The 12,481-nt window shown below is 57.7% G+C and carries 9 protein-coding genes; 4 read left to right on the top strand and 5 right to left on the bottom strand.

Annotated elements, in window-relative coordinates; all coding sequences use genetic code 11:
* Positions 1-77: 77 nt before the first annotated feature.
* Positions 78-830 carry an LrgB family protein gene (locus tag NQT62_RS14080; RefSeq protein WP_256765372.1) on the bottom strand — a complete coding sequence of 251 codons (753 nt, stop codon included), beginning with the start codon at positions 828-830 and terminating at the stop codon, positions 78-80.
* A complete protein-coding gene (locus NQT62_RS14075) occupies positions 823-1,191 on the bottom strand; it encodes a CidA/LrgA family protein (RefSeq protein ID WP_256765371.1) in 369 nt (122 codons plus the stop codon). The genes NQT62_RS14080 and NQT62_RS14075 overlap by 8 nt, the downstream gene beginning before the upstream one ends.
* A gap of 108 nt (positions 1,192-1,299) precedes the next feature.
* Between NQT62_RS14075 and NQT62_RS14070 the strand changes: the two genes are divergently transcribed.
* The 3 genes from NQT62_RS14070 to NQT62_RS14060 all read left to right on the top strand — a co-directional run bounded on the left by NQT62_RS14070 (position 1,300) and on the right by NQT62_RS14060 (position 3,512).
* A complete protein-coding gene (locus NQT62_RS14070) occupies positions 1,300-2,076 on the top strand; it encodes an SDR family NAD(P)-dependent oxidoreductase (protein ID WP_256765370.1) in 777 nt (258 codons plus the stop codon).
* Between the two features lie 83 nt (positions 2,077-2,159).
* Positions 2,160-2,825 carry an OmpA family protein gene (locus tag NQT62_RS14065; RefSeq protein WP_256765369.1) on the top strand — a complete coding sequence of 222 codons (666 nt, stop codon included), beginning with the start codon at positions 2,160-2,162 and terminating at the stop codon, positions 2,823-2,825.
* Positions 2,826-2,900: 75 nt separating this feature from the next.
* On the top strand, positions 2,901-3,512 hold the full coding sequence (locus NQT62_RS14060) for a hypothetical protein (RefSeq protein ID WP_256765368.1): 612 nt from the start codon (positions 2,901-2,903) through the stop codon (positions 3,510-3,512).
* Between the two features lie 12 nt (positions 3,513-3,524).
* Here the strand turns inward: NQT62_RS14060 and NQT62_RS14055 are convergent, their stop codons facing one another.
* Positions 3,525-5,291 carry an AMP-binding protein gene (locus tag NQT62_RS14055; protein WP_306173682.1) on the bottom strand — a complete coding sequence of 589 codons (1,767 nt, stop codon included), beginning with the start codon at positions 5,289-5,291 and terminating at the stop codon, positions 3,525-3,527.
* Positions 5,292-5,599: 308 nt separating this feature from the next.
* Here NQT62_RS14055 and NQT62_RS14050 point away from each other — a divergent pair, with 308 nt between their 5' ends.
* A complete protein-coding gene (locus NQT62_RS14050; RefSeq protein WP_256765367.1) occupies positions 5,600-8,905 on the top strand; it encodes a hypothetical protein in 3,306 nt (1,101 codons plus the stop codon).
* A 1-nt stretch (position 8,906) separates the two neighbouring features.
* Here the strand turns inward: NQT62_RS14050 and NQT62_RS14045 are convergent, their stop codons facing one another.
* Positions 8,907-9,905 carry a CaiB/BaiF CoA transferase family protein gene (locus tag NQT62_RS14045; protein WP_256765366.1) on the bottom strand — a complete coding sequence of 333 codons (999 nt, stop codon included), beginning with the start codon at positions 9,903-9,905 and terminating at the stop codon, positions 8,907-8,909.
* 122 nt (positions 9,906-10,027) lie between these two features.
* Positions 10,028-12,376, bottom strand: coding sequence for an acyl-CoA dehydrogenase (locus NQT62_RS14040; RefSeq protein WP_256765365.1), 2,349 nt, complete (start codon positions 12,374-12,376; stop codon positions 10,028-10,030).
* Between the last annotated feature and the right edge of the window lie 105 nt (positions 12,377-12,481).

Genomic DNA, 12,481 nt, shown 5'->3' with positions numbered 1-12,481 from the left:
CCCCAAGCTAACCGGGTTAAACATCCCTCGAAGGAGTCAGCCTTTCGACCCCACTCCTACGGGGTATCAAGCCTTCATCAGCTGGCCAAAGCCCTGTACAACAAAGGGATCAACACCGCACCCACCACACCATGCAAACCCATGCCCAGGCTTGCAAACCGGCCAGCCTCGGGGTGAACGGCAAACGCACGGGCAGTACCAATTCCATGGGCAGCCAGACCAATGGTAAAGCCGCGAACCCACCACCGCCGCAGCCCCATGGCATTGAACAGCACCGTGCCCATGGCCGCACCCAAAATGCCGGTGATGACTGCAAAGATGGCCGTCAGGGTTGGCGAAGCACCCACACGCTCGCTGATGCCCATGGCAATGGGTGAGGTCACCGATTTGGCCCACAGGCTGTGCACCAGCTCGGGCTGAAGATTTAAAACCCGAGCCAAGCCCACCGAGCTTGCAATGGCCACCCCACCACCACCCAACAATGCCAACATCAGGATCAGCAGCATGCGGCCAGTGCGGCCTCGCACGGCCTGCAGGCCATGGTAAATGGGTACAGACAGGGAGACTGTTGCAGTGCCCAGCAAAAAATGCACAAACTGAGCCCCTGCAAAGTATTGCTGATAACTCCACCCAGACACGGTCAAAAACGCCGCGATCAGCAACACGGCAATCAACACTGGGTTACAGAACGGGTGTTGACGACTGCGTTGATAACACCACACACCGACCTGATAGGCCAACAAGGTCAACAACAAGGCTGTTAATGGATTGCCAGACAGGTACACCCAAATTTGGGGAATATCCGACAGGCGCAAGGCATGATCATGCATCGTGGTTCTCTCCAAAACCAGGCATGAAACGCTGAGCCAGTCGGTCCAGCAGCCAGGCCGTGCCCACCAGGGTGCACGCCACACTGCCCGCCAACACCAGCAACAATGCAAGGCCCTGCGCTGCCAACACGGGCCAGTACACCACCACGCCCACAGCGGCTGGCACAAACAGCAAACCCAGGTTGGCGGTGAACATGGCCGAGGTATTGCCCACATCCTCCGGCACACCGCCACGCCACACAAACCAGGCGAGCAAGGCCATGAGGCCAAACACTGGACCCGGTATCATGGGGAACAGGCTGACACTCACCAACTCGCCCAAGGCCTGAAAGGCCAGCAATATCGTCAACGGTTTCAACATGATCACGCACTCTGAGTCTCGTCAGGCCCTAGAGTAAACCATCCACCAGTCAGGCTCCCGCAGGGGAAGAAGTTTCCCTACACTGTCGACATTCTTGGGAGAAGCTTGATGAACAAACCCTATGCCCTCATCACGGGCGCATCCAGCGGTATTGGACTGGAAATGGCTCGGCAACTGGCCGCCAGCCAGCACCACCTCATTCTGGTGGCCCGCAGTGAGGCCACACTGTGCGACATCGCATCCGAGCTGCATGCGCAGCATGGCGTCAATGTCGAGGTATACGCCATGGACCTGTCCAAACCAGGCTCGGCACGCGGCCTGATCCACGCCATCGGCGAAGGGGGGCTTGAGCGCATCGACCTGCTGGTCAACAACGCCGGCTTTGGCATTCATGAGCGCTTCAACCACATCAGCCTGGAACAAACCCAGGCCATGATGCAGTTGAACATGAACACCCTGTGCGAACTGACCTACGCGCTGGTTCCAGTGATGACCCGGATGGGGCGCGGCCGCATCATCAACCTGGCGTCGGTCGCTGCATTTCAGCCCTGCCCCAACTTTGCCGTGTATGCAGCCACCAAAGCCTTTGTACTGAGCTTGAGCGAGGCGTTGAACCTGGAACTGCAGGGCACCGGCGTAACGGTCACAGCCGTATGCCCTGGCGCCACGAATACGCGCTTTCACGACGTGGCTGGCAGCAGCAACGCCCTGGCCATGAAACTGATGGACAGTGCCGACAAGGTGGCCCGCCTCAGTTTGAAGGCCGCCAGCGCCGGAAAAAGTGTGGTGATCACCGGCTTGACCAACAAGCCAATTCCCTGGGCTTCACGCCTGTTGCCGCGGTCGGTGGTTGGCCGCACAGCGGGTTTCCTGTTTCGCCGATGACCAGGCAACGCCTGCACCCGAGGTCAACCGGACCCACCACCCCACGTTAACCCAATGAACCGTTGAACAATCAGGAGTACACCATGACACGACACCCCTTTACCCAGGTTTTGCTCGGTGCGATTGCACTGGCCGCAACGGGCTGCGCCCAATTGCAACTGGAACCCCAAGCGCCGAGCCAGCCAGCACCCAACTCGCCGGTGGCCATCGCGGGTTGCCCCATGGCTGCTGAACGGCCTGTGGACAGCAACAAGAAAATCATTGGAACAGCCGTGGGTGCGCTGGGTGGGGCCGTTGTGGGCAATGCCATCGGGGGCAAGAACACCGTGCGTGGTGCCGCGTTGGGTGGCTTGTTCGGTTATCTGGTGGGCAGTCAGATTGCAGTGCGGGAGCAACGGGACGGATCGGTCATGCTGGACATTCCCGGTGCTGCACTGTTTGACACCAACAAAACCGCCATCAAGCCACAGTTTGCCGGCACGCTGGACCAAATTGCAGCAACCCTGCGCGATCACCCCGACACCATTGTCTGCGTGATTGGCTACACCGACAGCGTGGGTAGCGATCAATCCAACAAAGACCTCTCAGTTCGCCGGGCGCAGTCGGTTACCAGCTTCCTGACTGGCAAGGGCATCGCCGGCAGCCGCCTGACTGCCGCTGGGCTTGGTGAACAGTTCCCGGTGGCGAGCAACGACACCGAGCAAGGCCGCTCACAAAACCGCCGGGTGGAAATGTACGTTCGCAATTAAGTGACACTGCGGTGGATGGAACAAACCGCTGGCTGAACACCACAGACGGGTCCTTTGAACAACAAGACCCCAATCATGCCAGAACCATCCACCGGCACCACTCAGCCAACCATCACCGCACAACCAACTTCCACCGTTTCCCAACCGGTCCAACTGCTGCCCAAACTCGGTCATGCGTATGCTGTTATCGAGCTGACCGATGCAGTGCATCGGCTCATGATTCAATTGTTGGCCCAGTCGATGAACACACAGGCCGCTCGATTTTGCCAGCCCGACTTCGGCCTCATGGCACTGGCCTTGTCCAATTGCGAATCCATGTTGAAGTATGTCCACCCCGACATGCTGCACGATTATCGGTTGACTGCACGTCACACCGACGACGGTCTGCACATTGAACTGAGCTCAGGGCCAACGGAAAAACCGGACATCCACCTGGACTATCGGGTGAACCTGGAAAACAAGGAAGAAGGGGTGTATGGGCCCGCACCGGGAACCCGAGAGCGTTTATTGGTGTGCGGACGCCATGCGGTGCCCGGCAGCTCACAGCCGATTGTTGGGCATTTTACGTATCACCGGGACCCGTTTTGCAACGCCAGGGTTCATTGGGCCAACACCCCGCCTGCCTTCGACCCTGTACAGAGCCTGACCTACGCGCTGGCTGTTCAGAGAAGCCCTGAACAGCCCTGACTGCGCTGTAAGTTATGCAGTCTGCGCAGGTTTGTCGCGCAACTCACGGCGCAGAATTTTGCCCACCGGTGTTTTGGGCAAATCGTCGCGGAACTCCACAAAGCTCGGAATCTTGTAACCCGTCAAACCCTTGCGGCAGTGGGCAATCACGTCTTCTTTGGTCAGCGACGGGTCTTTTTTAACCACCACCAACTTGACCTTTTCACCGGTGACCGGGTCGGGCACACCCACCACACCACACTCCAGTACACCGGGGTGCTGCGCAACCACGTCTTCAATTTCATTGGGGAACACGTTGAAGCCCGACACGATGATCATGTCTTTTTTGCGGTCCACGATTTTCAGGAAACCCTGCTCATCCATGGTGCCAATGTCGCCAGTTGCCAACCAGCCATCCTTGTCGATGGTTTTGGCGGTTTCGTCGGGACGGTTCAGGTAACCCAACATCACTTGCGGACCACGCACACAAATTTCACCAGGCTCATTCAAACCAACCCACAGACCGTTGTCACCCCGCAAACGCACTTCAGTGCCTGGCAGGGGCAAGCCCACATTGCCCCGGAAAGCGGGACGTGGCGCGCCATGCAGGGGTGGTACAGACACCACAGGCGAGGTTTCAGTCATGCCAAAACCTTCGGAAATGGCGCAGCCAGTAACCTTGAACCAGCGCTCGGCAATCGGCTGTTGCAAGGCCATGCCGCCGCTCATTGCAAATTTCATCTTGGAGAAATCGCGACTGCAGAACTCTTCATTGTTCAGGAAGGCATTGAACAAGGTATTCACCGCCGTGATAACGTGGAACTCTTCCTTGCGCAGCACCTTCATCACCGTGCCCACATCCCGCGGGTTGGCAATCAAAATATTGCGGGCACCGAATGTCATGAACAGCATGCAGTTCACGGCCAGCGCATAAATGTGATAAAGCGGCAGCATGGTCACCACGGTGATGGGTTCCTTGCCAATGGCCTCGCTCATCCAGGCCAAGCCCTGCTCCAGGTTGCTCATCAGGTTGCGTTGGGTCAGCATGGCACCCTTGGACACGCCGGTGGTGCCGCCGGTGTACTGCAACAAGGCCACATCGTCCAGCTTCGGGTTGGGTTTCGGGTAGCTCACCCCCTTGCCTGCTGCCAACGCTTTTTTAACGGGTACAGCCTGCGGCAAGTTGTAAGCTGGCACCATTTTCTTGACGGTGCGCATCACAAAGTTCACCACCATGCCCTTCAAACCGCCGAGCAAATCGCCCAGCTGCGTGATCACGATGTGCTTCACCTGCGTGCCTTCCAGGGCGTTTTGCAAGGTGTTGGCGAAATTCTCGAACACCACAATGGTCTGTGCGCCCGAGTCCTTCAACTGGTGATTCAATTCACGCACGGTGTACAAGGGGTTCACGTTGGTGAGCGTACAACCCAGCTTCATGGCACCGATGAAACACACGGGGAATTGCACGCAGTTGGGCAACATCACAGCCACCACGTCGCCAGCCTTCACGCCAACCGACTGGAGATAGCCAGCAAACTGGTCTGACAGCGCATCCACCTCGCGGTAAGTGAACTCAGTGCCAGCCGACACAAAGGCAGGGCGGTCAGCAAAATCTTTCAGACACTTGGTCATCAATTCCAGCATGCTGTTGTAGCGCACTGGGGGCATTTCGCCGCTCACGCCCGGGGGGTAACTTTTCGTCCAGTAGCGGGACTCAAACAATGCTTGGGCTTCTGCGCTGACAAAGCCGTTGAATTGGTCAGCCGAAACAGAAGCGGCCTCATCGGGACGTGCAGACATGTGGTATCTCCTGATCACCCTGGTGATCGGCCGTTTTTTTCGGTAGGCCCATGCTGCGCCACGGAAAAAACCGGACCTGAACCCGGACGGTGTTGTTGTGGTATTAAGCCCTCAAAATGAGGCTATTTCTTGAATTTTACCCAACATTATCACCATTTTGAGGTGTGTGGTAAGTCAACTGTCAGGAAATCGTGGGCTGCCTCAAAATCGCCTGGAACTGCAGGCCACAGCGCAACACCAAGTTGGAATTTTCAGCAACTTTCATCTGCAATACAGCCGCCCACCGGCCAGCGCTTCAGGACCTCACCATGCCAGCCAACCCCATCCATTTCATCCCTGCACAGGCCACCGAGTCGGCCATTCCAGCAGTTCAAGCCCCACCCGAGCTGCAGCCCCGGCAACCGGTGTATTTTGAAGCACACGGCTTGCGGGACACCCACCTTCAGCTTGAGGAGTTCAGGCAGTCTGGGCAATTGGGGCACTGCACCCATCAACTGTGCAACACCATCCAACAAATCATTGACCATTTGGAGCGTTGGCACGAGGACCGCGAATCCACCGGGACCACCCCCAACAGTGATGCCATCGAACCGTGGTATGACTTTAAAAACCGAATTGCTGAGCTGGCCAACCATCCTCACCTGGGCGGCTCCATCAACACCGCCACATTGCTGGGCCCAGTCAAACGGATGATAGAACAACTGCTGGCCCAGTGTCTGTCGGCCAATGCCAACCCCGCCCAGCTCAGCGGTGCGCTGGAGAATGTGGCTGCCCGCCTCCCACTGTGCAGCACCGGCATCCAGAAAGAATGCCAGGATGCCTTGTTGGCCCTGAACAGCGGGTTGTCCAACCGGTATGCACAGGTTCGACAAACCCTGGCGGAATCGACGATTCAAGCGGTGTGCCACGCACTGTATGGCCAGCAAATGTACTACGACAACAATGAACTGCACCTGGTGCAGGGCTTCCTGAATGAAATGGCCGACCTGGGTCTGCAGACCATGGTGGATCACTATGCCGGTCAGCCCGAGGCGAGCGAGGTTGCCCAGGTTCGTGCTCAGGTGATCGAACACCTGGCCAACGGCGCTGCGCTGCGGCAGTTGGCCGATCAGATTCATGCCGAATTTTGCAGCCGCGCACTGGCGCTTCAACATGGCGATATGCCCGTGATTCACGAGCGATTGCTTACCCAAGCGCAACTGGAATGCAGTGCGGAAGTATCCACCTTGATGCAACAAGTGTGTGAGGCGATGCAAACTCTCCATGAACTGCCACCCGTGGCCTGGTGGGACTTTTTCCTGTTCAACGGCTGCGACTACCGCCTGCCCCAACATGCCACAGGCCGTCTGATTCACGCGCTGAAAAATACCCTACAACATGATATTTCCGTACCCGAAGAACTTGAACTCCAAGCAGTTGGACAGTTCACCACAACATCACCCAGCCAAGGCGAATCCGGCAAAACCTGCCAAGTGCACTACCATGAAAACAACTGGTGGATTACCCAGCCAGCGCACGATTCGGGCGGCCCAGCGGAGGATGTGCTGGAACTGGACGCAGACCACCTGCAGCAGTGGATCCGGCAGACCGATTCGCAAACCCTGCTGCGGGACACCTTGTTGCCAGCCATTCAGCAGCACATCAAGCACAACCCGAACGATGATTTGGTGTTGGAGACCCTGCTGGCGCGGGCAAAGGTTTTGTTCCAGCGAACGGTATTGAACGACTCGCCACAGACCGATCAAACGCGCCGCTTCATCAGCGCTTCTCGAGCGTGGTTGGAGTTGTGTCTGGCTCGGGGCTTTGCGGAAGGTGTGGCATTTTTACTGGATTCACTGGACACAGAAAACCAAACCGCTATAGCCCATGCAGTGGGCGACACGGAATGGATCCAGCTGATGGAAACCCTGCATGCCGTGCGTCCCGACTTGTGCAAAAAACTCCTGCCCTCTGCGACCCCGCACCGCCACTCGGCTCTGATGCTCCATGCCATCCAGACCGATCACATCGACTTGTTTCAAGACGTGGCGCAATGGCATCAAGATGATGAACACAACAATCGCATTTCACCCCTGATGATGGCCATGGAGTGCGATGCATTTGACATGGCGCAAATGATCGCATCGACGCCACTGCACTGCTGGACCACATTGACGACTGCGGTACAGGCTTTGAAGTTTGCCGCTTACCCTTATTCAAACCACGACGCGAGGCGACGGTATCAGGTGCTTCGACGATTTCAGCGAGAAGCGCTGGCAGACCCAACAGTCCGCAATCAGCTGCTGAACGAACTGAGCCGAACTGCGCGCGCAGGTCAATGGACAGCGCATCACCTGCTGGCCACATCGGTGCTGCATTCATTGCATGACATTCAATCAGCAGCCATTCCCCGCGACTTCGATCAGCAGATCGCACACGCCCTGGATACTGACCGCGCCTTTGAACAGGCGCAATTCATGCCCCTGCTCAACATCCTGTTGTGCAACACACTGGCCAAACGTCCCGATGCCGATTTACCGCTGCTTCAACACCGCCAGGGCATGGCAATACAGCACCTGTGTAACTGGGTATCACAAGGGAACACGACCAATCCGCAACCCTATGCACTGGCGGTACAGAACTTGCTGGCGTGCAGTTCGGTGTACCCACCGGGCGCATTGCTGGAAAGCCCCCAAACACTGGGGCGATTACTCAGCCTGCACTCGGGGCAAGCGCCCGGCCCTGAACTGTTGCAACTGCTTCGCGTCGCACCCGGATTTGCCATTCTCAACACTGTGCATGAACAGTTCAAACGCCATGAGCCCCTTCGGGCGCAAGCCAGGGACATGGGTTTGCGTACCCTGAATGCGTTGAGGGCTCAGCGCGTGCTGTTGGACAATCGACGACCCGCCGCAGCGGTTTTTCAGGAACTGCTGATGGATGAATTGCAGCTTGACCGTCAGTTCAGATTGGGCATGAATGCCGAACAGAAAGCGCTCTACGTCCGCCTGCTGAAGGATTTCAATGGCCTGGTCGTGGACGCTGGAGAATTCATGGCCCACCGTCCACCGGTCAAACCTCGGTTAAGTCACATTCTGGAATTGGCGGGACAACTGCTCAACGATCCAGATGCACTGCTGGATGTGTTGGCGAGCTGGGAGGAAGAGCTGGCATCCGACCCCAGCCAGGCGCGGTGGGCTGCGCCGTTGCACACCAACCACGGCCCCGTTGAGTCGCTGTTCATCCAGGACCTTTGGTTGCACATGGCACAGCATTTTCAACAGCATGCGCCCCTGGCCAGACTGAAATACACGGAATCGGTGCTTCGGCAGTTGAACCAAATGCCAATCACCGCGCCGATGGATCACCAAGATGCTGAGAGTTCACTGGAACGTTTAAGCACTCGCCTGCGGCAATGGCATTTGGCATATGGCTTTGTTGATCGAGCGCTTCGGCACCAAAGCCACAGAACCTGGATAGAGGCGACCCTGCGGTCCATCCATCGGCTGTCAGAGCAACTGGCACAGCGCACAGGCCTGCCCGCAGCCCCGCTGCATGACTTACGCACACTGACCCAACAAGTGCTCCATGACATGCAGGAGGCTGCGGACCATCACATGCCTGGACCGGCTTGATTCAGGCCATCAATCCACGCGCTTTCACTTCGGCCCGCGTCAGTACCGGTGTTACACAAGCATCCACAGCCGCAAACACCTGTTCCCAATGCGACAACGGTTGTGAAGCAATCAGGGCTGTCATGTTGCTCAGCATCTCGCGGGCCTGGGGAGTGCCCGGCATCGCCCCCCGGCTCCAGTGGATGCCTGCCCAATCTGGTTGACCCAAGGCTTCACACGCCACCTTCCAGAATTTGTGCTCAAGCGAACCCACGGCCAAATGACGACCATCAGCGGTTTTGTAGACGTTGTAGCAAGCCAAGCCACCACTGAGCAAATCATCCTGATGGCGGGCAGGCTTGCCGGTCAACATGATCCACATGTGCTCCATGCTCTCGGGCATGATGTTTTGCTTCCACAGGTTGTGGGTCATGGACACATCCACAAAACTACCTTGCCCGGTGCGCTGCGCTTTCAGCAGGGCCGCCAAAATACCCTGCACTGCATAAGCAGTGCCGCCAAACAAGTCACCAAATTGCACAGCCGGCACGGGTAGATCGCCCTGCGCGGTTTGCAAGCCGGCCAGCACGCCGCTCAAGGCCATGTAGTTGATGTCGTGGCCCGCTTTTTCTGCCAACGGCCCTGCTTGACCGTAGCCGGTGATGCAACACATCACAAGCCTGGGGTTCAAGGCTTTCAGCGTGTCGTAACCACAGCCCATTTCTGCCATGACACCCGGTCGAAAACCATCGATCAACACATCGGCTGTTGCCGCATGGTCTTTCAGGGATTGAATACCCTCCGGTGTTCGAAAATCGGCAGTCATGATCTGCTTCTTGCTGTTCAACGCCTGATACAACATCGGCATGCTTTTGGCGTCATCGCCATGCGGTGGTTCCAGTTTGATGACCTTGGCCCCCATTTGCTGCAGGATCAGCGATGTGGCTGGCCCTGGTAAATTGCGGGACAGGTCCAACACGGTAATGCCTTCCAACAGTGTTGCATCTTGAATGGGGGACATGACAAGAACTCCAGGAATAAATCGAACGTTTGTTTGAATAATAACCGAAAACAAAACGCCTCGACCACGGTCGAGGCGTCTGTGTGACCGAGCTCACTGCATGAGCCCAACCTCATCAGGCATCAAGCCACCACGCGCAGCTTTTCAACCGGTGCGTCGTGTGCAACACCGTGCCCAACGTTGGGTACATTGGCACACTCAAAGCCAGGCGCATAAGTCACGCCTTCTTTACCGAAGAACTCGGCCGGCGTGAACTCATCCACCATGATGGCTTCCAGGCTCAAGCGGTTGGCGCGGTCCAGCAGCACTTTGTCGGCGGCGGTAATAATGCCCTTGGCCAACGCGGCGGCGGCCATGTCCTGCACGCTGCCTTTGTCGATCAGCTTGGCGCGGCGTGCCTGCAGAATTTTCATCTGCACGACGTCGGCTGCCTGCACAGCCTGGAAAGCCGCCATCAAGCGCTTCACACCTTTGGTACGAGCCAACACCTCATCGCTGTCCAACTCGGCCAAGTCGATCTTGGGCATGGCCAGGTCACCCAGAATACGGGCAGACTGCGCATCGGTCTTGGTGATGGTTTTGGCCACCACTGGCACCAGGCGGTCGCGGCTTGCGCCCACCAGCGGGCTCATGCGCAGACCGAAGTAGCCCACGGTGCGCATCCACTTGCCCAGCAGGTTGTTGCCGAAGTTGGCATAAATGGCTTCAAACGCACGCTGCACTTTTTCCAGGGAATACTCGACCGCATACTGCACCAGGGGCAGATCTTCTTTGATCTCACCTTCTGCGATGTAGCGGCGAATGGTGGAGATGGCCATGAGCTGCCAAGCCAGCGCATCGGCAAAGTGGCCGGTGAGCTGTTGGCGGGCTTTCAGTTTCCCACCCACGTTGATGAGCGCCATGTCAGTGAGGTAGGCATAGCGGGTGGAGGCCCAGGCCAGTTTCTTCAGGTAAGGCGTAACGCCGTCAATCTGGGGAACACTGGCAAGCGCCCCACGTGTGGCGGTCATGCCGATCAGCCGCAGCGTGTTGGTCACCATGTGGCCAATCCAGCCTTTCAGCGCGCTGCTGAAAGTGGGCAGGTCGTTGGCTTCCAGCGCGTTGGCAATTTTGAACGCATAGGGGTGGCAACGCACCGCGCCTTGGCCAAAGGTGATCAGGCTGCGGGTCATGATGTTGGCCCCTTCCACCGTGATGGCCACCGGTGCCGAGCAGTAGCCGCGACCAATGATGTTGTTGGGGCCTTGCATCACGCCGGCACCCGCCATCACATCCATGGCGTTTTTGGCCTGCTCACGGGAAAGCTCCGTGAGGTAAGCCTTCCACACGGCCGACACCACGGGTGGCTGCTCACCATTGTCCAGCGCGCTCAGGGCATAAATGCGGGAGCCTTCAGCCAGATAAGCCATCGCTGCAATTTCAGCCAACTTTTCCTGTACACCTTCCATTTCAGCAATCGGCATACCAAACTGTTGACGCACTTTGGCATAGGCACCAGCGGCAGCCGCTGCGGCACGCACACCACCCACCGCACCAGCCGGCAGCGACACAGCACGGCCACCGGCCAGCTGTTCCATCAGCATGCGCCAGCCCTGGCCTGCGCATTCCTTGCCGCCGATGATTTCATCGGCATCAATCACCACATCGTTGCCCACAATCGGGCCGTTGTAGAAAGCATCGCCAATCGGCTGGTGGTGCTTGCCCATTTCAAGGCCCGGTGTGCCTCGGTGAACCAGTGCCACGGTGATACCCGCGTCTTCACCTTTGCCCAGCAGGTTTTGCGGGTCGTGCAGTTTGAAAGCGAGCGAAATCAGGTTGGCCACCGGGGCCAGCGTGATGTAGCGCTTGCGGAAATTCAGTTTGATTTGCACCTTGCCTTCTGCATTCTTGAACGCCACACCCCGGGCCAGAATGGAGGCTGCGTCGGACCCAGCGGTGGGCTCCGTCAAACCGAAGCAAGGCAGGTATTCACCCGTGGCGAGCTTGGGCAAGTAATGGTCTTTTTGGCCTTGGGTGCCGTAATGCTTAATCAGCTCGGCAGCGCCCAGGCTGTTGGGGATGACCACCAACGTGGACAACAGCGGGCTGTAGCTGGTGAGCATGGCCATGATGGTGGAGATGGCATTGGCCGAAAATTCCAAACCACCGTAGGCCTGCGGAATCAGGAAGGAATAGAAACCTTTCTTGGCCAGAAAGTCGATGGCCGCTGGCGGGATCACGCGGGTGGTGGCCACCTCGTGCGGATCGAACAAGGTGCACAACTCTTGCACAGGGCCGTCTACAAAAGCGCGCTCGCGGGCGTTCAGCTTGCTGTAAGGCTCGGCAAACATTTTGGCAAAGTCTGGCTTGCCAGAAAACACCTGGCCGTCAATCCACACCGTGCCGGCCTCCAGGGCCTGGCGCTCGGTGGCTGAAATTTGGGGCATGGCTTTGGCTTTGATCAAGCCGTTCATGACTGCTTTAAAGACCATGGTACTGCTCCTGTTTGTCTTTTGTTTTTGGGGTGCGGCCACTGTGCATGCACGGTGGCCGTTTGTGTGGGTGTACACCTCTACACCGAGGTGTGCACCCACGTA

Source organism: Limnobacter humi (assembly GCF_024518835.1).
GTDB classification, from domain to species: Bacteria; Pseudomonadota; Gammaproteobacteria; order Burkholderiales; family Burkholderiaceae_B; genus Limnobacter; species Limnobacter humi.
This window is presented reverse-complemented; position numbering and strand designations above follow the sequence as displayed.